The organism is Comamonas sp. w2-DMI (assembly GCF_040187735.1).
In the GTDB taxonomy this organism is placed as follows: Bacteria; Pseudomonadota; Gammaproteobacteria; order Burkholderiales; family Burkholderiaceae_C; genus Comamonas; species Comamonas terrae.
The window spans coordinates 436,589-455,535 of record NZ_JBANEL010000001.1; the positions used below are offsets into that span (position 1 = coordinate 436,589).

Here is an 18,947-nt window from a genome sequence, read left to right on the forward strand (position 1 = left end):
AGAGAGGAAAGGAGTATGCGGTCAGGCCGTGGCGGAAACCGCCTTCTGCCATGCTTCGTAGAGGTCCTCGCCCTCGTCGCGCACGCGATGGCTGATGAGTGCCATTTCACGCTGGTCCTCGGGCTTGGCCAGTTCCACATAGCCGCGGGCGGCCGACAGGTCGTAGGGCTCGCCGTCCTCGTTGGAGTAGGCGAAATACACCTTCTTCACGCCGGCCAGCAGCATGGCCGTGTAGCACATGGAACAGGGATAGCCGCTGGCGTACATGACGGCGCCCGACAGGTCCGTGCTGCCCTGGGCCTTGGCGCCAATGCGCAGGGCCTGCATCTCGGCGTGGGCCGACGGGTCGCACAGGTCCTCCACCTGGTTGACGGCGCGGGCCAGCACCTGGCCATCCCTGACCAGCACGGCGCCGAATGGCCAGGTGGCCTGCTTGCGGTCCTTGACGTTGCCCATGGCCAGGCGGATGGATTCGATCAGGTACTTGTCTTCGTTGTTCATGGAATTGTTCTCCTTGTAAAAAATCAGCTGCCGCGGTAGGTGGTGAAAAACCAGGGCGAGCACAGCATGGGGACGTGATAGTGCTGGGCTGCGTCGAAGATGGAAAAGCGCACCAGCACTTCTTCCGACAGTGCCGTGGGCTCCTTGAAATGTTCGCCTACGTAGAAGCGCAGTTCGAAGTCTCCGGTGCGGGCCGACTGGGCCGGCAGCATGGGGCTGTCGGTGCGGCCGTCGGCATTGGTGCGCGTGCTGTTCAGGCGCTGCGCGGGAGACTGCGCCACATCATAGAGCTCGACCCGCATGCCTGCGATGGGTCGGCCGGTGGTGACATTGAGTACGTGGGTGCTGATGCCTGCCATGATTTGCCTTTCGCGAGATAGTGGTATCCGGGATGGAAAAAGGCGGCGGATCAGCTGCCGCGCGAGTAGGTATAGCTCCAGGGTCCGAACTGGATCGGCAGGTGGATGCGCTCGGCCGTGTTCACGACCTGGAAGCGCACCGGCACCTTGGACAGAAAGGCCGGGCGCGGCAGCTTGGCACCCTTGGCCGCAAAGTATTCGTCCACGTGCAGCAGCATTTCGTAGCGGCCGGCGCGGTAGCTGTCATCGATCAGCAGCGGATCGTCGGCGCGGCCGTTGGCATTCACGATGAAGCTGCGCAGCAGCACATAGTTCTGGCCGTCGAAGCGCGAGAAATCCACGCGCAGCCCCGTGGCCGCGGAGCCGTGGAAGGTGTCCACGGCATGCATGGTCAGCCGGGGGCTGGCGCCGTGCAGCACGATGGGCCCGGAGGACTGGGCGGGAGCGGCTGGCGTTGCCGGTGCATCGGCGGCCAGCGCGCCGCGTGCGGCGGCCAGGGCGGTGGCGCCGAGCGCCAGGCCCGAGAGAGTGAACTGGCGGCGGGCCGGAGCCTGCGGCTGGGCCTGGTGCCCGGCGCTGGATGGGAAAGTCTTGGACATGGATCTGTCTCCTCGGGGCGGATGCGGCTTCAGAGGCTCTTGCGGCGCTGGATGCGGGCAATGAACGCGATGGCCAGGATGGCGGACAGCACTTCCACGATGGCGACCAGGTACAGGCCCGGAGCGACCTTGCCGGTGGAAGCCTTGATCACGCCCATCAGGTAGGGGGCGCCGAAGCCGGCCAGGTTGGCGACCGAGTTGATCAGGGCCACGCCCACGGCGGCGGCTCCGCCGCTGAGCAGCATGTTGGGCATCTGCCAGAACACGGGAATGGCGCTCATGGTGCCTACCAGGGCCAGCACCATGGCCGTCAGTGCCACGATCACGGGGATGCTGGACATGCCCATGGTGATGGCCAGGGCCAGCATGCCGCCGGCGCCCAGCAGGGCCGAGCCCGCGAAGTGCCAGCGCACTTCGCCGCGTTGGTCGGAATGGCGGCCGTTGATGACCATGCCAGCCGCGCCCAGCAGGTAGGCGGCGCCGGCAATCCAGCCCACTTCCATGGGCGATGTGAAGCCGGCCTCGCGGATCACAGTGGGGATCCAGAAGGTCAGCGTGGAGTTGGCGCACAGCAGGCAGAAGAACACGGCGATCAGCAGCCACACCATGGGGTTGCCGAACAGGGTGCGCCAGTCGCTGTGGCGCTCGCCCTGGGCCTTGTGGTCGATTTCGAGCTGCTGGCGCACCACGGTGCGGTCGGCATCGGTGAGCCACTTGGCCTGCTCGGGCCGGTCCGTCATGTAGAAATAGGCGAAGACGCCGGCCAGCACCGAGGGAATGCCCTCAATGATGAACAGCCATTGCCAGCCGTGCATGCCATGCCAGCCGGCGGCCCAGGTCATGATGCCGCCGGCCAGGGGGCCGCCGAGCACGCCCGCGATGGCGGAGGCCGACATGAAGGTGCCGAAGGCCTTGGCGCGGCGCTTGGACGGGTACCAGTAGGTCAGGTACAGGATGATGCCGGGGTAGAAGCCGGCCTCGAACACGCCCATCAAAAAGCGCAGGATGTAGAAGTGGGTCGGTGTCGTGACCCAGGCCTGCATGACGCAGATGATGCCCCAGCCGATGGTGATGCGCATCACCGTCTTCTTGGCGCCGATCCGTTGCAGCAGCATGTTGGACGGCACTTCGAACAGGAAATAGCCGATGAAGAAGATGCCGGCACCCAGGCCGTAGACTGCTTCGCTGAACTTCAGGTCGTCGAGCATCTGCAGCTTGGCGAAACCGATGTTCACGCGGTCCAGCCATGCCAGCACCCACAGCACGCCCAGGAAGGGCAGCAGGCGCCAGGAGATCTTGGAATAGGTGGCGTCGACCTGGTCGACGCCGGCAGTCGTGCCGCTGATCGGCACATGTTGAGCACTCATGGCAAGTCCTTGTCTCGGAAGTTTGTTGTTTGGGTTTGGGGACGCTTGCATCGTCGCGGGTTGGGGCAATATGCGAAACTAGGCAGCTGCTATGAGCCGCATAGCAAAATGCATATTCATAGGGAAAACACGTGTCTCGCAGCGAAGATCCGTTCGACACTTACCTGCTGCGTGTGCTGTGCACATTGATCAGCGAAAAAAGCGTGTCGCGCGCGGCCATACGCCTGAACCAGTCGCAGCCGGCCATCAGCGCGGCGCTGCGGCGGTTGCGGGCCATCTTCAACGACCCGCTGCTGGTGCGGGACAAGAACCGCATGGTGCCCACGGCGCGCGCGCTGCAGGCCGTGGAGCAGGCGCGCGCGGCCCTGGGACTGATCGACGGGCTGCTGACGTCCGGCAAGGACTTCTCTGCCGGGACCACGCAGCAGCGCTTCACCCTTGCCACCCCCGACTACCTGGCGCCGCCCTTCATGGCGCGCGTGGTCCAGCTCATGCGCACGCAGGCGCCGGGTGCCCGGCTGGTCATGCTGCCCCTGGGCCAGAACTTCGACTACGAACAGGCGCTGCAAAGCGGCGAGGTGGACATCGTCATCGGCAACTGGCCGAGCCCGCCCGAGCATCTGCACATGTCCACGCTGATCGAGGACCAGGTGGTCTGCCTGCTCGACGAAAAGCACCCGCTGGCCGCACCAGGCCAGCTCACGGCCGAGCACTATCTGCAGTCGGCCCATATCGTGTTCACGCCGTATTCGCCGGACCAGCGCGGCGTGGTGGAGACCAGCCTGGGCACCATGCGCGTGAGCCGCGACGGCCGCGTGCAGTGCTCGCATTTCTCGCTGGCGCCGGACCTGCTCGTGGGGACCGATCTGCTGCTGACCACCAGCCGCCACTTCGCGGCCTACCATGCCAGGCGCCTGCCGCTGGCCATGGTGCCCCTGCCCATGGGCAACCGCACCATGCGCTTTTACCAGCTGTGGCATTCGTCGCGGCACCGCGATGCATCGCACATCTGGCTGCGCGGGCTGCTGAGCCAGGCCTCGCAGGTGCTGACAGAGCTGGCGTAGCCGGCTGCTATACGGGCTATAACAAGCCAGGACTGTGAGGCGGCAAACGCGCTTCCTACACTGGCTCCATGACTACCACCACTGCCTCCTCCCTTCCCACGCTCGACGAGCTCAACACCATGGCGCACGGCGCCTTCGTGGCCGCGCTCGGCGAGGTCTTCGAATACGCCCCCTGGGTTGCCGAAGCGGCTGCCAGCCAGCGGCCCTTCGACAGCATCGATGCGCTGCATGGCGCCATGCTGGCCGCCGTGCATGCCAGCCCCCGCGAGCAGGCCGTGCGCTTTCTCTGCGGCCACCCCGAGCTGTCGGCCAGCGCCGTGCGCTCCGGCACGCTGACCAGCGATTCCCAGCAGGAGCAGCAAAGCGCCGGCCTGGGCGATCTGGAGCAGGAGCAGGGCGAGCGCCTGGCCGCTCTGAACCAGGCCTACCGCTCGCGCCACGGTTTTCCCTTCATCGCCTGCGTGCGCCACTACACGCGCGCCGGCCTGTTTGCCGAGCTGGCATCGCGCACCGAGCGCGGCACCGAGCAGGAGTTTGCCGAGGCCCTGCGCCAGATCGGCTTCATCAGCCGCCTGCGCCTGTCGCAGCGCGTGCGCGCCGGCAGCCTGCAAGCGGCCTGATCCCCTTTTCCTGACAAAAAAGCCCCGCGATGCGGGGCTTTTTAAGTGCCGGTCATCCCGCCGCGGCGGGACGATCGGTCTCAGGCGAAGACGCCGGCGCTGTCCTGCATCCCCGCGGACAGCACGCCCAGGTGGTGCAGGGTGTCGCCGCCGGTCATTTCCATCTGCGTCAGGCGCTTGAAGTAGTGGCTGCCCACGTATTCGTCGGTCACGCCGATGCCGCCGTGCAGCTGCACCGACTGCTGGCCGACGAAGCGCATGGACTGGCCCAGCTGCACCTTGGCGCGGGCCAGGGCCAGGTGGCGCTCGGCCTCGGGTTCGCCGAGCTTGAGGCTGGCGTAGTAGCTCATGGAGCGGGCCAGTTCAAGCTGCATCTTCATGTCGGCCACGCGATGGCGCAGGGCCTGGAAACTGGCGATCACGACGCCGAACTGCTTGCGCTGGTTCATGTATTCGGTGGTGAGCTTGAGGGTCTGCTCCATCACGCCCACGCCTTCGGCGCACAGGGCGGCGTTGGCCACATCCTGGGCCAGCGTCAGCGCGGCCAGGCCGTCCGCGGTGATCAGCGTGGCGGGCGTGGCCTTGCAGAGCAGGTCGGCCGCGCGGCCTTCGTCCTGGGTGCTGTAGCCGTGCGTGGATACGCCGGCCGCGCCCTTTTCCACGAGGAACAGGGCGATCTTGCCGTCCAGCTGCGCGGGCACGATGAAGGCATCCGCCTGGTCGCCTGCCGGAACTATGTTTTTCGTAGCGTCCAGCGTGTAGGCATCACCGTTTCTGCTGGCCTTTGCATCGCAGACATCAAGGCGGTAGCGTGCCTTGCGCTCCTGCGATGCGAGCACGACCAGCGCTTCGCCACTGGCGATGGCGGGCAGCCACTGCTGCCTGACGGCTTCGCTGCCATACCGGGCGATCACGGCCGAAGCCACGAAGGCCTGGGCCAGCGGCTCCATCACCAGGCCGCGCCCCAGCTCTTCCATCACCACCATGGCGTCGACGGCGCCCTGGCCCAGTCCGCCGTACTGCTCGGGCACGGTGAGGGCGGTCAGGCCCAGCTCGGCCAGCTCGCCCCACACTTCGCGGGAAAAGCCGCCCTGGGCCACGATGGACTGGCGACGCTCGAAGGTATAGCCCTTGTCCACCCAGCGCGCGACGGCGTCGCGCAGTTGTTGCTGGTCATCGGAAAAATTGAAATCCATGAAAGTCTCCTGATGCTGGCTGCATGCGGCACCTTGGCGCCCTTCACATCCAGCGAAGCTCTTGCTAGAACCCCCTCCCGGAGGGGGCACGGGGGAGTCGTACGTTTTCGCGCAAGCGAAATATCGTCGCCGTCACCAGTTCCGGGTCAGCCCAGCACCGTCTGCGCGACGATGTTTCGCTGTACTTCGTTGCTGCCGCCGTAGATCGTGGTCTTGCGCATGTTGAAATAGGTCGAGGCCAGCGGCGCGTTGGCCACCACGCCGCCCGGGAAGTCGCCCTGCCAGCCGGCTTCCATGGCTTCCTCGATGAAGGGCAGGCTGTAGGGGCCGGCGGCCAGCATCATCAGCTCGGCATAGCGCTGCTGGATTTCGCTGCCCTTGATCTTGAGCAGGCCGGCGATGTCCAGCGGATTCTTGCCCGACTTCTCGGCCGAGAGCACGCGCAGCACCAGCATTTCCAGGGCCACGATGTCCACTTCGAGCAGCGCGATCTGGTCGCGAAAGCGCTGGTCGTCCCAGACGCCTTCGGTCTTGGCGATGCGCTTGAGGCGCTCGAGCTCGCGCTTGGCGCGGTTCACGCCGGCGATGTTGGTGCGCTCGTGCGAAAGCAGGTGCTTGGCATAGGTCCAGCCCTTGTTCTCTTCGCCGATCAGCTGGTCGGCGGGCACTTCCACGTTGTCGAAGAAGACCTCGTTGACTTCGCACTCGCCGTCGAGCAGCTTGATGGGGCGCACGGTCACGCCGGGCGACTTCATGTCGATCAGCAGGAAGCTGATGCCGGTCTGGGGCTTGCCTTCGCTGCTGGTGCGCACCAGGCAGAAGATCCACTCGCCGTACTGGCCCAGCGTGGTCCAGGTCTTCTGGCCGTTGACAATGTATTTGTCGCCCACGCGCTCGGCGCGGGTCTTGAGGCTGGCCAGGTCCGAGCCCGAGCCGGGCTCCGAATAGCCCTGGCTCCACCAGACTTCGCCGCTGGCGATGCCGGGCAGGAAGCGCTTTTGCTGCTCCGGGCTTCCGTAGGCCATGATGACGGGGGCCACCATCACCGGTCCGAAGGGCACGACGCCGGGCGCGCAGGCCGCGGCGCATTCTTCCTCGAACAGATGCTTTTGCACGGCGGTCCAGCCGGGTCCGCCGAACTGGGCGGGCCAGCCCGAGGCCAGCCAGCCCTTCTTGCCGAGAATCTTGGCCCAGCGCTGCAGGTCGTCGCGCGTCAGGCGCAAATCGTTGCGCACCTTGTGCGCGATCTCCTCCGGCAGATGGGCCCGCACCCAGGTGCGGACTTCTTCGCGAAAGGCTTGTTCTTCGGGGGTAAATGCCAGATCCATGCGCTTGTCTCCTGAGAATGTCCAGGTTGTAGCACGCGCGTTCTTTTTCCAGCTGTCGAGGCTGCGACAGATCGGCCCGGCTTTGGTGAAAACCCCAGGAGGAAGCGCGGCGGCCTTCAGCCGGCCGGGCCGCCTGCGGTGCCGGGTGCCGCATCCTGCAGCGGGCTTTCCATGCCCAGGGCCTCGCACAGCTGCAGCACGGTGGCGCGCAGGCGGGCCACTTCGGCCTCCAGCGCATCCACGCGCTGCTGCAGGGCCGGTGCATTGCCGGCCGGTGCCGCGCTGGCCGCGCCTTGCAGGGCCGCGATATCGACCGGGCCGCACAGCAGGTGCGCCCAGCGCTGTTCGCGGGCGCCGGGCGCGCGCGGCAGCTGCACCACCAGCGGGCCGCCTTTTTCCTCGCTGCGCTCGCGCAGCTCGTCCAGGAATGCCTCGACCGAGGAAATATCGGCAAAGCGGTGCCAGCGCTCGGAGTTGATGCGCAGCTCGCCGGCCGTCTGCGGGCCGCGCAGCGCCAGCAGCGCCAGCAGCACGGCCGACTGGTCGGGCACGCCCATGCCGCGCGGGAAGTTGTGCTCCCAGCGCGTGGCGCGGCTGCCGCTGATCTGTACCGCCAGCGTCCTGAGGCGCAGGCTGTCCAGCGCTTCCTGGGCCTGGGATTCGCTCACTTCCATCACCGGATCGCGGCTGGATTTCTGGTTGCAGCCGGTGACCAGGGCGTTGAGCGTCAGCGGATAGCTGTCGGGCACAGTGCGTGCCTTTTCCATCAGTGTGGCCAGCACGCGGGCCTCCACGGCGGTCAGCGGGGCGGTTCTGGGGTCGAAGGGCATGGAGTCTCCTCAAAAGGCACAGGGCGGCACACAAGAACTCGGGCTAAGGGAAAGCCCGGTAGTGCGACAATCGCCGCCCATGAAAAACATCGTGATCCTGATTTCGGGCGGCGGCTCGAACATGGCCGCCATTGTGCGTGCATCCCAGCAGCAGAACTGGGCAAAGCAGTACAACGCCAGGGTTGCTGCGGTGGTGAGCAACAAGGCCGAGGCCCAGGGGCTGGCCTTTGCGCGCGACAACGGCATCGCCACCGAGGTGCTGGATCACAGGCAGTTTGACAGCCGCGAGGCCTTCGACGCCCAGCTGATGCAGGTGATAGACCGCCATGCGCCCGATCTGGTGGTGCTGGCCGGCTTCATGCGCATTCTCACGCCGGGCTTTGTGGCGCACTACGAGGGGCGCATGGTCAACATCCATCCCTCGCTTCTGCCGGCCTTCACGGGCCTGCATACGCACCAGCGCGCCATAGCCGCGGGCTGCAAGTTTGCCGGCGCCACGGTGCATCGCGTCACGGCGGAGCTCGACGTGGGCCCGATTCTCGAGCAGGCCGTCGTGCCCATCCTGCCGGGCGACACGGCCGAGGCACTGGCCGCGCGCGTGCTGGTGCAGGAGCATGTGATCTACCCGCGCGCCGTCCTCAATCTGCTCAAGAATCGATAGCGAGTGGCGCTTGATGCGCCTGTGCTCAAGGCTGTTCCGGTTCTTTTTCCGTGTCCGCCAGCCGGCGAAAGCGCGGCCTTTCCACGCCGTCTATGACCACGGTTTCGTTGAACATGGCCGCGGGCCGTACCCACAGGCCGTGTTCGCCATACAGGGCGCGGTACAGCGTCATGGATTCCAGTGTCTCGCTGTGGCGCACGGTGCCTATCACTTCATAGCGCATGCCTTTGTAGTGCGCGTAGAGGCCGGGTTCGGTGACGATGAGGGGCGGAAGGTCTTGTTGGCTCATTATGCAATTCGATAGCGGGATGCGCAGGATAGGTAAGGGCTGTACGCCATTTTGATGCTTGAGAAAACATCTGCGCCGGCATGCCGGCGAGAACCGGGAGAGAGGCCAGGGCTTGGGCGACAGTGGGACAATCGCTCCCATGCATCCCAAACAGCTTCTCGACGCTTGCACCGAACTCGTCAAGCGCACCCTGACATTTGAACATCCGGCCGATGCCGTGGTGTCCCGCTTTTTCCGTGAAAACCGCAACCTGGGCCCGCGCGAGCGCGCCACCCTGGCTGAAACCGCCTACACCGTGCTGCGCAAGAAGCTGTTGTTCGAAGCGCTGGCGCATTCGGGCAGCGGCCCGCGCGAGCGCCGGCTGGCCATCCTGGGCTTTGCCGAATGCCTCAAGGAACAGAGCGGCAAGGAACCCAAAACCAGGGCCCGGGACGGCTTCGACAGCGACAGCTTCGTGAAGGCGGCCCTGCTGCCGCAGGAGTTCAAATGGCTCAAGGACTGCGAAAGCATCCAGCCCGAGGACCTGATGGAGGCCCATCGCCACAATCTGCCCGAGTGGCTGGTGGCGCCGCTCAAGGCGCAGCTGGGCGATGAATTCTGGGCCTTGGCCGCGAGCATGGAGCGCAGCGCGCCGCTGGATCTGCGTGTGAACATCCTGAATGCCAAGCGCTCCGATGTGCGCAAGGAACTGGAAAAGGCCGGCATCCAGGCCCAGCCCACGCCGTATTCGCCCTGGGGCCTGCGCGTGGATGGCAAGCCGGCGCTGGCCCGGCTGGATGCCTTCACGCGCGGCGCCATTGAGGTGCAGGACGAGGGCTCGCAGCTGCTGGCCCTGCTGCTCGACGCCAAGCGCGGCGAAATGGTGGTGGACTTCTGCGCCGGCGCGGGCGGCAAGACGCTGGCCATCGGCGCGGCCATGCGCAATACCGGCCGCCTCTATGCCTTCGACGTGTCGGGCCATCGCCTCGAAGCCCTGAAGCCGCGCCTGGCGCGCTCGGGCCTGTCCAATGTGCACCCGGCGGCCATTGCCCATGAGCGCGACGAGCGCATCAAACGCCTGGCCGGCAAGATCGACCGCGTGCTGGTCGATGCGCCCTGCTCGGGCCTGGGCACGCTGCGCCGCAATCCCGACCTCAAGTGGCGCCAGAGCCCCAAGGCCGTGGAAGAGCTGACGCAAAAGCAGGCAGCCATCCTCGAAAGCAGCGCACGCCTGGTGAAGGCCGGCGGCCGCCTGGTCTATGCCACCTGCTCCATCCTGCCGCAGGAGAACGAAGCCATTGCCGAGGCCTTTTCGGCTGCGCACCCGGACTTCGTGCCGCTGAGCGCCGGCGAGCTGCTGGAACAGCTCAAGGTCGAGGACGGCGATGCGCTGTGCAGCGGCGGCGAGAACGGCCGGCGTTATGTGCGCCTGTGGCCCCACCGCCATGAAACCGATGGATTTTTTGCGGCAGTTTGGGTGAAAAAAGCGTAAATTCCCGGCAAATCCAGTATCCCGCGTCAGACAAAGGGCTGTGTGGATGTAGGGCGTCCACCTAAAATGGCAGTTCTTGTGCTTCGCGGAAGCGAGCACGCTTTTTGCCTGGGCCTTTGGCGCATGGCGCTGGATATCGGCTTGAACGGGAGTGCGGTTGTGGACGGATTGGTGAACTGGCTGGCCAATGGCCTGTGGGAGCTGTCGTGGTGGCAGCTGCTGCTCTATACCCTGGCCACCACGCACATCACCATCGCCGCGGTCACCATCTACCTGCACCGTTGCCAGGCCCACCGGGCATTGGACTTGGGGCCTGTGCCCTCGCATTTCTTCCGCTTCTGGCTGTGGCTGGGCACGGGCATGGTCACCAAGCAATGGGTGGCCATCCACCGCAAGCACCATGCCAAGTGCGAGACCGCCGAAGATCCGCACAGCCCGCAGACACGCGGCCTGGGCACCGTGATGCGCCGTGGCGCCGAGCTGTACCGCGAGGAAGCGAAAAACGAGGACACGCTGCGCAAGTTCGGCCACGGCACGCCCGACGACTGGATGGAGCGCAATGTGTACCGCCATTCGGTGCTGGGCCCCTCGCTGATGCTGATCATCGATGTGGCGCTGTTCGGCGCCATCGGCCTGTCCATCTGGGCCGTGCAGATGGTCTGGATTCCGTTCTGGGCGGCCGGCGTGGTCAATGGCGTGGGCCACTACTGGGGTTACCGCAACTACGAGGCGCCCGATGCCTCCACCAATCTCGTGCCCTGGGGGTTGATCATCGGCGGCGAGGAGCTGCACAACAACCACCATACCTATCCGACCTCGGCCAAGTTCTCTGTCAAGCGCTACGAGTTCGACATCGGCTGGCTCTATATCAGCGCCATGCAGAAGATGGGCTGGGCCAAGGTCAAGAAGACGCCGCCGCGCTTGCGCATGGGCGCCGTCAAGCCCGTGGCCGATGAGCTGACGCTCGAGGCCGTGATTGCCAATCGCTACGAAGTCATGGCCCGCTATGCGCGCGGCGTGCGTGCCGCCGTGCGGCAGGAGCTGGACGTGCTCAGGCAGCGCAAGGCCCAGAAGGCCGATGTCTCGCTGCTGCTGGCGGCCCAGCGCTGGCTGCACCGCGACAACGACAAGGTGCCCGAGCGCGCCCAGGCCCAGCTGGCCCAGGCGCGCGCGGCCCATCCCGTGATCGACCAGATGCTGGTCATGCGCGAGGAGCTGCGCCAGCTGTGGCTCAACACCACGCTGAGCCGCGAACAGCTGACCAGCCAGCTGCAGGCCTGGTGCCAGCGTGCCGAAGCCAGCGGCATCGCCATGCTCAAGGAGTTCTCCGTCAAGCTGCGCGCTGCCCACGCTTGATGCCGGCAGCGGCTTCGCGGCCGCCCGGCCGGTAGCGAGCAATCCACCGCCTCAGGCCCTCAAGGCCGAGGCGGTTTTTGCTGGCTGCGGGCATGCCCGGCTGCACCTGCACGCTGCTGCGCTCGCCCACGCAGACCAGCTGGACCCAGAGCCTGCCGGGCGCGCGCCAGCTTTGCCCGTTGCGCAGGCACATGCTGTAGCCCGAGCAGGCATCCAAGGCCGCCAGCGGCGTGGTGCTCAACTGGATGGGAGCACCCAGGCAGGTCAGGGTGCTGCCTTCGGTCAGTGCCAGTGTCAGCATCTGGCCGGGGGACAGTGGGTGGCGCTGCGAGGCGCTGTTTTGGCGGGTTTCGGTATGCACGGGATGGCCCTGTTTGGAGGTAATTCAGGGTTTCCAGCTTAGGTTGGGGCCCGGTTTGACGACAGGCACAGCATCCGGCTGGGGCAGGCGCATCAATGCAGATTTTCCAGCGGCTGTTCCGGTCGGTTCGCGGCTTATCTGTATCTGTTGCAGAACAGGATCGGCTGGCATGATGGGGACGGAAAAGCGCTTTCACTATCATGCTGACACCTGCCGTTCTTGAGTCCTCGCCAACTGCAAATCCGGCCTTGCCGCTGTACCAGCGGCTGGCCGCCACCTATGGCACGGCCATTGCGCTGGGCACGCTCAAGGCGGGCGAGCGCATGCCTTCGGTGCGCGAGCTGATGGCGCGGCACGACATCAGCCTGTCCACGGCCCTGCAGGTGCTGCGCTATCTGGAAGAGCACGGCTGCCTAGAAGCCAGGCCCCGCGTCGGCTATTTTGTGCGCGCCGCGGCGGTGGCCCTGCCGCTGGCCAGCGAACCGGACCTGAGCCAGCCCGTGCAGCCCAACCCCCATGCGCATTTCGTGGGCATCAACGAGCACATCTCGCTGCTGCTGGAGCGGGGCCGGCAGGCGGATGTGTATATGGATCTCGGCGGCTGCACGCCGCCGGCGGCGCTGTTCGACCATCACTACCTGAACAAGACCGTCACCCGCCTGCTGCGCGCGCACCCGACGCTGCTGTCGCAGGGACGCTCGCTGCTGGCCAACCAGGGCAACCATCCCGAGTTCCAGCAGGCCATGGCGCGACGGGCGCTGGCGTCGGGCATCCGCGTGGCGCCGGCAGATGTGCTGGCCACCACCGGCAACTCCGAAGGCGTCAGCCTGGCGCTGGCCGCCGTGGCTTCGCCAGGGGATATGGTGGCCGTGGAGTCGCCCACCTATTACGGGCTGTTGCAGGTCGTCGAGTCGCTGCAGCTGAAGGCGCTGGAGATCCCCTGCAGCCCGCGCACGGGCATGTCGATCGAGGCGCTGGAGCTGGCCTTCCAGACGCAGCCGCGCCTGAAGGCGGTGGTGGTCGTGCCCGAGCTGCAGATGCCGCTGGGTGCGCGCATGCCCGACGAGCACAAGGCCCGGCTGGTCGCGCTGTGCGCCACCCATGGCGCGGCGCTGATCGAAGACGATTCCTACGGCCTGTTCGTGGAGGGGCCGCAGGCTGTCCGTCCGCTCAAGGCCTGGGACAGCGTTTCAGGCCATGTGATCTATTGCCAAGCCTTCAACAAAAGCCTGGCGCCCGGGTTGCGCCAGGGCTGGATGAATGCGGGCCAGTGGCATGGCCGGGTGCAGATGCTCAAGTTCGCGCAAAGCCGCAACACCCAGACGCTGGGCCAGCTCGTGGTGGCCGAAGTACTGGGCTCGCCCACGCACCAGCGCAGCCTGGAAAAGCTCAGGCAATTGCTGCGCAAGCAGCGCGAAGCCATGGCCAGGCTGGTGGCGCAGCACTTTCCTGTGGGTACGCGCCTGAGCCTGCCCGCCGGGGGACTGTGCCTGTGGCTGGAGTTCCCTGCGGAGATGTCCACGTCCGAGCTGTTCGCGGCAGCACTGGACAAGGGTATACGCATTGCGCCCGGAAGCATGTTTTCCAATTCGGGCCGCTATGAGCACTGCATGCGCCTGGCCTGTACCCATCCCGTCGATGGCTTGATGGAGCAGGCCATGGCCACGCTGGGCGCAATGGCCTGCAGGCAGCTGGGCCAGAATCCGCGCAGCTAGGAGCGGGAGCCCGGCCGCTTGGAGGTACGGCGGGATGTCTCTCCGCAAGAGCGGCGTTCCTATTTCGCCAGCTGGCCCGCAAGGCATTGGCGCATGTATTCGCGGGCCTTGGAACCTTCTTTGTAGAAGGTGGTGATGACGTTCCTGCCGTCAACGGACACCCTGAAGTCCGCCTGTTCCTCCAGCTCCTTGATCAGCGCTTCGGGTCCGGCAAGCGCAAAGGCGAGAGCACCCCATTTCCCCTCGGCAATGGCGTAGTTGATCGCGCCTACTTCCTGGGGCTGCTCCTTGTTCTGGACCAGGGTGGTTCTGACTTTCCGGGGGCTGGCGGGTTTGGGAATGTCCATGCCCAGAAAGGTCAGGAGTGCGCCCTTGTGCGAGGCAGTCGGCCCGGAAAGCTGGACGGCGCCGGACAGGCTGCCGAAAGTCGCGGCGCATTGCAGACCCGAGCGCGGATTCCGCTCGTCATGCGAGAAAGTCCAGTAGCCCTTGCGCAGCTTCTGGAACTCGGGGTCCCGGGCAATCCTCTGACCTTCCTCCACGAGCTCCTGCCCTTCGCGCAACAGGTCCATGTGGATGCCTGCCATGCCGGCCAGTGCGTCGGCGGGCGAGCTCTCTGCAGGTTGGCTTGCCGCGGGAGCGGCACCGTTCTGTACGCAGACGGGCACGGATGCCAGGCCGGGCGATCCTCCGGTCATGCCGACCTGCCGCTGGCCGGGCCCGGGACCGGTGGGGCATACGAATGTCTGGCCAAGGACGGCTGACGACATGGCAAGCGAAATGAGCAGTGCTGCACCCGGCATTCCTCGATTCATGGGATCCCTCCGTCCTCGTTGAAAAGCGCCAAGTATAGGGAGGGTTCCTGCGCGGGCCTTCGGCCACTGCGTGCATAAAAAAACCGCCTGCACTTGCGTGAGGCGGTTTTTTGGAGCAATGCCGAATTACTTCAGCTTCACTTCCTTGTACTCGACGTGCTTGCGAGCCTTGGGGTCGAACTTCGTGATCGACATCTTTTCAGGCATCGTCTTCTTGTTCTTGGTCGTGGTGTAGAAGTGGCCGGTACCTGCAGTGGATTCCAGCTTGATCTTTTCGCGTCCGCCTTTAGCAGCCATGATTTTTCTCCTTCGGGGAATTAAGCCTGGCCACGAGCGCGCATGTCTGCGAGCACGGAGTCAATACCGTTCTTGTCGATCAGACGCAGAGCAGCGCTGGAAACGCGCAGGCGCACCCAACGGTTTTCGCTCTCCACCCAGAAACGGCGGTATTGCAGGTTGGGCAGGAAACGACGCTTGGTCTTGTTGTTGGCGTGGGAAACATTGTTGCCCACCATGGGCTTCTTGCCCGTTACTTCACATACGCGTGCCATGAGGACACTCCGATAGTTTTAAACGGTCGTCAACACCGGAGAGCCTGCGCAAGCAGGCTGGGTTGCCGACCTCACCTCGCCAGTTTTCATTGGGTGGCGGTAGCCCGGATTTGCAGGAGTGTCCGGCGCGGCGCAAAGCTTGGCTTCACTCGCTTCAGACGGTTTCAGATCCAGCAAAGCCTGCGATTATAGCGTTTTCGGCAAAAAGCCCCCGGACCCGCACATATCTGGCGAAGTCCAGGGGCTTTTTGCTCTGCCTGGCCGTCGGCCGGGCAGCAAGGGGTCACTCCTGCTCGAGGAAGCGCTGGGCGTCGAGCGCCGCCATGCAGCCCGTGCCGGCGCTGGTGATGGCCTGGCGGTACACATGGTCCTGGCAGTCGCCGGCGGCAAACACGCCGGGCACGCTGGTCTGGGTGGCAAAGCCCTTGAGGCCGCCCTGGGTCACGATGTACCCGTTTTCCATCTCCAGCTGGCCCTGGAAGATATCGGTGTTGGGATGGTGGCCGATGGCGATGAAGGCGCCTTGCAGGGCGATTTCCTCGGTATGGCCGTCCTGGGTGTGCTTGATGCGGATGCCGGTCACGCCGCTCTGGTCGCCCAGCACCTCGTCGAGCGTGAAGTGGGTCTTGAGCTCGATCTTGCCTTCCTTGACCTTTTCCATCAGCTTGTCCACCAGGATGGGCTCGGCCTTGAACTTGTCGCGGCGGTGCACGAGGGTGACCTTGCTCGCGATATTGGACAGGTACAGCGCTTCTTCCACGGCGGTGTTGCCGCCGCCGATCACGCACACGGGTTGCTCGCGGTAGAAGAAGCCGTCGCAGGTGGCGCAGGCCGACACGCCGCGGCCCATGAAGGCCTCCTCGGAAGGCAGGCCCAGGTACTTGGCCGAGGCGCCGGTGGCGATGATCAGCGAGTCGCAGGTGTAGGTGCCGCTGTCGCCGGTCAGCGTGAACGGACGCTTGGAAAAGTCGACCTTGTGGATGTGATCAAAGACAATCTGGGTCTTGAAGCGCTCGGCATGCTCGAGAAAGCGCTGCATCAGCTCCGGGCCCTGCACGCCCATCACGTCGGCGGGCCAGTTGTCCACTTCGGTGGTCGTCATCAGCTGGCCGCCCTGGGCCATGCCGGTGATGAGCAGGGGTTTGAGGTTGGCGCGGGCCGCATACACGGCTGCCGTGTAGCCGGCGGGGCCGGAGCCGAGAATGAGGACTTGTGCGTGTTGTGTTGTAGAAGACATGAAACGGGGCTCTGTTAAAAAAGCATGCCGACAACCGGCGCGAACAGGTTGGGGTTTGACAGGATAGGTATGGGAGTATCGCTCGTGATCAAGAGTTGCGTTCTGTGCCGCTTTAATCGCCGCAATTGTTAAAAATGATGCTGATGGATCGGTTGCGCTGTCCGGCATTGTGTTTTGTTGCAAGTGCTTGCATTACGCTAGCTGGCTGCTTCGGCCGTTTCCATGGCCAGGCCAAGGGCCTGGGGTAAGCTCCCGCTGTTTATGACTTATTCATTGAACGCTCTGAAAGCGTCTTCTTCTGGCAAGGCCAAATCCCGCACGCCGCCTGTGCGCTATGGGGTGATCCGCTTCAGCCAGGAGGTCTTGCTCATGATGGGACTGCTGGCCCTGGTGTTCTGGCTCATGGCCATGTTCACCTATTCGCCGCAGGACCCGGCCTGGTCCACTTCGGGCAACGGGCACCTGACCTTCGTCCACAACTGGATGGGGCGGGTCGGTGCCTGGCTGGCTGATGCCTGCTATTTCGGCTTCGGCATGTCGATCTGGTGGCTGGTGCTGGCCGCCGTCCAGACTTGGTGCTTTGCTCTGATGCGCTGGATCCGCGGCGGCACGGACAAGGAGGGCGCGCAGCTGTCCCTGATGCCGCTGTGGCGCCGCCGCTTCCTGTTCTGGGGCGGATTGTTCCTGCTCATGTCCTCCAGCTGCGCGCTCGAATGGACGCGCCTGTACCGCTTCGAAAGCATGCTCCCCGGCCCCGCCGGCGGCGTGTTCGGCTACATGGTGGGCCTGCACAGCCTGCAGTGGCTGGGCTTTACCGGCTCGGGGCTGATCGGCATCTGCCTGTTCATACTCGGCACGGCCATGGTGTTCGGCTTTTCCTGGGGCAGCCTGGCCGAGGGCCTGGGCGCGCGCCTGGACGGGCTGGTCCAGTTCGGCCGCGAGCGCCGCGAGATCGCAAGGGACGCAGCGGCCGGCCGCAAGGCCGCGCGCGAGCGCGAGGAGGTGATCCAGGAGCGCAGCGAAGGCGCGGAAACCGGCGTGCACCAGCCCGTGCAGATCATCGAGCCGGTGCTGCAGGAAGCGGCCCAGCCCAGCGTGCGCGTGGTCAAGGAGCGCCAGCAGCCGCTGTTCACCGACCATCCGGACAGCAGGCTGCCGCAGGTGGATCTGCTCGACGCGGCGCAGCAGCGCCAGGAAAGCGTCTCGCCCGAGACGCTGGAAATGACCAGCCGCCTCATCGAAAAGCGCCTCAAGGACTTCGGCGTCGAAGTGCGCGTGGTCGCCGCCATGCCCGGCCCCGTGATCACCCGCTACGAGATCGAGCCGGCCACGGGCGTCAAGGGCTCGCAGATCGTGAACCTTGCCAAGGACCTGGCGCGCTCGCTGTCGCTGGTGTCCATCCGCGTGATCGAGACCATTCCGGGCAAGAACTACATGGCCCTCGAATTGCCCAATGCCAAGCGCCAGTCCATCCGCCTGTCGGAAGTGCTGGGCTCGCAGGTCTACCACGATGCCAAGAGCCTGCTGACCATGGGCCTGGGCAAGGACATCGTGGGCAACCCGGTGGTGGCCGACCTGGCCAAGATGCCGCACGTGCTGGTGGCCGGCACCACGGGTTCGGGCAAGTCGGTGGGCATCAACGCCATGATCCTGTCGCTGCTGTACAAGGCGGAGGCGCGCGACGTGCGCCTGATGATGATCGACCCCAAGATGCTGGAAATGTCGGTCTACGAGGGCATTCCGCATCTGCTGTGTCCCGTGGTCACCGACATGAAGCAGGCCGCCAACGGCCTGAACTGGTGCGTGGCCGAGATGGAGCGCCGCTACAAGCTCATGAGCAAGCTGGGCGTGCGCAACCTGGCCGGCTACAACGCCAAGATCGACGAGGCCAGGGCGCGCGAGGAATCGATCCCGAACCCGTTCAGCCTCACGCCCGAGGATCCCGAGCCGCTGCAGCGCCTGCCGCACATCGTCATCGTCATCGACGAGCTGGCCGACCTGATGATGGTCGTCGGCAAGAAGATCGAGGAGCTGATCGCCCGCCTGGCCCAGAAGGCGCGCGCGGCCGGCATCCACCTGATCCTGGCCACCCAGCGCCCCAGCGTGGACGTGATCACGGGCCTGATCAAGGCCAACATCCCGACACGCATCGCCTTCCAGGTGTCGAGCAAGATCGACAGCCGCACGGTGCTGGACCAGATGGGTGCCGAGTCGCTGCTGGGCATGGGCGACATGCTCTACATGGCCAGCGGCACGGGCCTGCCGATCCGCGTGCATGGCGCCTTCGTCTCGGACGACGAGGTGCACCGCGTCGTCAGCTATCTCAAGGAGCAGGGCGAAGCCGACTACATCGAAGGCGTGCTGGAAGGCGGCACCACTGATGGCGACGGCGATGACGATGGAGAAGGCGGCGGCAGCGGCGAAAAGGACGAGCTCTACGACCAGGCCGTGGAGATCGTGCTCAAGGATCGCAAGGCCAGCATCTCCTACGTGCAGCGCAAGCTGCGCATAGGCTACAACCGCTCGGCAAACCTGCTCGAGCAGATGGAGCGGGCCGGCCTGGTCAGCTCGCTCACGTCCAGCGGCCAGCGCGAAGTGCTGGTGCCGGCCCGGGAATCCTGATGCCC

Annotated in this window: 20 protein-coding genes; 7 read left to right on the plus strand and 13 right to left on the minus strand. The window is 65.4% G+C overall.

Annotation, left to right across the window (positions count from 1 at the left end; translation table 11 throughout):
• Positions 1-21: 21 nt before the first annotated feature.
• Genes V8Z74_RS01960 through V8Z74_RS01975 form a run of 4 tightly spaced genes read right to left on the minus strand, consistent with a single transcriptional unit; the run spans position 22 to position 2,826 of the window.
• The gene (locus V8Z74_RS01960; protein WP_349707641.1) at positions 22-501 is read right to left on the minus strand and encodes a nucleoside deaminase; all 480 of its coding nucleotides are present in this window, start codon (positions 499-501) and stop codon (positions 22-24) included.
• Positions 502-524: 23 nt separating this feature from the next.
• The gene (gene uraH, locus V8Z74_RS01965; protein ID WP_066473051.1) at positions 525-860 is read right to left on the minus strand and encodes a hydroxyisourate hydrolase; all 336 of its coding nucleotides are present in this window, start codon (positions 858-860) and stop codon (positions 525-527) included.
• Between the two features lie 50 nt (positions 861-910).
• Complete coding sequence (locus V8Z74_RS01970; protein ID WP_349707642.1) at positions 911-1,459, minus strand: hydroxyisourate hydrolase; 549 nt, start codon at positions 1,457-1,459, stop codon at positions 911-913.
• Between the two features lie 29 nt (positions 1,460-1,488).
• Positions 1,489-2,826: an MFS transporter gene (locus V8Z74_RS01975; RefSeq protein WP_349707643.1), complete on the minus strand. Its 1,338-nt coding sequence runs from the start codon at positions 2,824-2,826 to the stop codon at positions 1,489-1,491.
• Positions 2,827-2,957: 131 nt separating this feature from the next.
• Between V8Z74_RS01975 and V8Z74_RS01980 the strand changes: the two genes are divergently transcribed.
• Positions 2,958-3,890, plus strand: a complete 933-nt coding sequence (locus V8Z74_RS01980) for a LysR family transcriptional regulator (protein ID WP_349707645.1) — start codon at positions 2,958-2,960, stop codon at positions 3,888-3,890.
• Between the two features lie 68 nt (positions 3,891-3,958).
• Entirely contained in the window at positions 3,959-4,510 is a 552-nt protein-coding gene (gene uraD / locus V8Z74_RS01985) for a 2-oxo-4-hydroxy-4-carboxy-5-ureidoimidazoline decarboxylase (RefSeq protein ID WP_066473039.1), read from the plus strand.
• 80 nt (positions 4,511-4,590) lie between these two features.
• Here the strand turns inward: uraD and V8Z74_RS01990 are convergent, their stop codons facing one another.
• From V8Z74_RS01990 to V8Z74_RS02000, 3 genes are all read right to left on the minus strand, one after another.
• On the minus strand, positions 4,591-5,706 hold the full coding sequence (locus V8Z74_RS01990) for an acyl-CoA dehydrogenase family protein (protein ID WP_349707646.1): 1,116 nt from the start codon (positions 5,704-5,706) through the stop codon (positions 4,591-4,593).
• A gap of 146 nt (positions 5,707-5,852) precedes the next feature.
• Positions 5,853-7,034, minus strand: a complete 1,182-nt coding sequence (locus V8Z74_RS01995; protein ID WP_066473037.1) for an acyl-CoA dehydrogenase family protein — start codon at positions 7,032-7,034, stop codon at positions 5,853-5,855.
• A 116-nt stretch (positions 7,035-7,150) separates the two neighbouring features.
• On the minus strand, positions 7,151-7,864 hold the full coding sequence (locus V8Z74_RS02000; protein WP_349707647.1) for a YceH family protein: 714 nt from the start codon (positions 7,862-7,864) through the stop codon (positions 7,151-7,153).
• Positions 7,865-7,943: 79 nt separating this feature from the next.
• Between V8Z74_RS02000 and purN the strand changes: the two genes are divergently transcribed.
• The gene (purN, locus tag V8Z74_RS02005) at positions 7,944-8,525 is read left to right on the plus strand and encodes a phosphoribosylglycinamide formyltransferase (protein ID WP_066473032.1); all 582 of its coding nucleotides are present in this window, start codon (positions 7,944-7,946) and stop codon (positions 8,523-8,525) included.
• A gap of 25 nt (positions 8,526-8,550) precedes the next feature.
• On the opposite strand, the gene V8Z74_RS02010 is transcribed toward purN, so the two are convergent.
• Positions 8,551-8,814: a DUF1653 domain-containing protein gene (locus V8Z74_RS02010; protein WP_349707649.1), complete on the minus strand. Its 264-nt coding sequence runs from the start codon at positions 8,812-8,814 to the stop codon at positions 8,551-8,553.
• 139 nt (positions 8,815-8,953) lie between these two features.
• On the opposite strand from V8Z74_RS02010, the gene V8Z74_RS02015 reads away from it, so the two are divergent.
• Both V8Z74_RS02015 and V8Z74_RS02020 read left to right on the plus strand, forming a co-directional pair.
• Entirely contained in the window at positions 8,954-10,285 is a 1,332-nt protein-coding gene (locus V8Z74_RS02015; RefSeq protein WP_349707651.1) for an RsmB/NOP family class I SAM-dependent RNA methyltransferase, read from the plus strand.
• 123 nt (positions 10,286-10,408) lie between these two features.
• Entirely contained in the window at positions 10,409-11,641 is a 1,233-nt protein-coding gene (locus V8Z74_RS02020) for a DesA family fatty acid desaturase (RefSeq protein WP_349707652.1), read from the plus strand.
• Here V8Z74_RS02020 and V8Z74_RS02025 read toward each other — a convergent pair.
• Positions 11,616-12,002, minus strand: a complete 387-nt coding sequence (locus V8Z74_RS02025) for a hypothetical protein (RefSeq protein ID WP_349707654.1) — start codon at positions 12,000-12,002, stop codon at positions 11,616-11,618. The two genes, V8Z74_RS02020 and V8Z74_RS02025, sit on opposite strands and share 26 nt — an antisense overlap.
• A gap of 200 nt (positions 12,003-12,202) precedes the next feature.
• On the opposite strand from V8Z74_RS02025, the gene V8Z74_RS02030 reads away from it, so the two are divergent.
• On the plus strand, positions 12,203-13,717 hold the full coding sequence (locus V8Z74_RS02030; RefSeq protein WP_349707655.1) for an aminotransferase-like domain-containing protein: 1,515 nt from the start codon (positions 12,203-12,205) through the stop codon (positions 13,715-13,717).
• 59 nt (positions 13,718-13,776) lie between these two features.
• Here V8Z74_RS02030 and V8Z74_RS02035 read toward each other — a convergent pair whose 3' ends face one another.
• From V8Z74_RS02035 to trxB, 4 genes are all read right to left on the minus strand, one after another.
• Positions 13,777-14,415 (minus strand): hypothetical protein, encoded by a 639-nt coding sequence (locus V8Z74_RS02035; RefSeq protein ID WP_349707656.1) that lies wholly within the window; start codon positions 14,413-14,415, stop codon positions 13,777-13,779.
• Positions 14,416-14,658: 243 nt separating this feature from the next.
• On the minus strand, positions 14,659-14,829 hold the full coding sequence (gene rpmG / locus V8Z74_RS02040) for a 50S ribosomal protein L33 (protein WP_066472974.1): 171 nt from the start codon (positions 14,827-14,829) through the stop codon (positions 14,659-14,661).
• A gap of 20 nt (positions 14,830-14,849) precedes the next feature.
• On the minus strand, positions 14,850-15,083 hold the full coding sequence (gene rpmB / locus V8Z74_RS02045; RefSeq protein WP_003058229.1) for a 50S ribosomal protein L28: 234 nt from the start codon (positions 15,081-15,083) through the stop codon (positions 14,850-14,852).
• Positions 15,084-15,366: 283 nt separating this feature from the next.
• The gene (trxB, locus tag V8Z74_RS02050; RefSeq protein ID WP_066472972.1) at positions 15,367-16,320 is read right to left on the minus strand and encodes a thioredoxin-disulfide reductase; all 954 of its coding nucleotides are present in this window, start codon (positions 16,318-16,320) and stop codon (positions 15,367-15,369) included.
• A gap of 261 nt (positions 16,321-16,581) precedes the next feature.
• On the opposite strand from trxB, the gene V8Z74_RS02055 reads away from it, so the two are divergent.
• On the plus strand, positions 16,582-18,942 hold the full coding sequence (locus V8Z74_RS02055) for a DNA translocase FtsK (protein WP_066472970.1): 2,361 nt from the start codon (positions 16,582-16,584) through the stop codon (positions 18,940-18,942).
• The last annotated feature ends 5 nt before the right edge of the window (positions 18,943-18,947 follow it).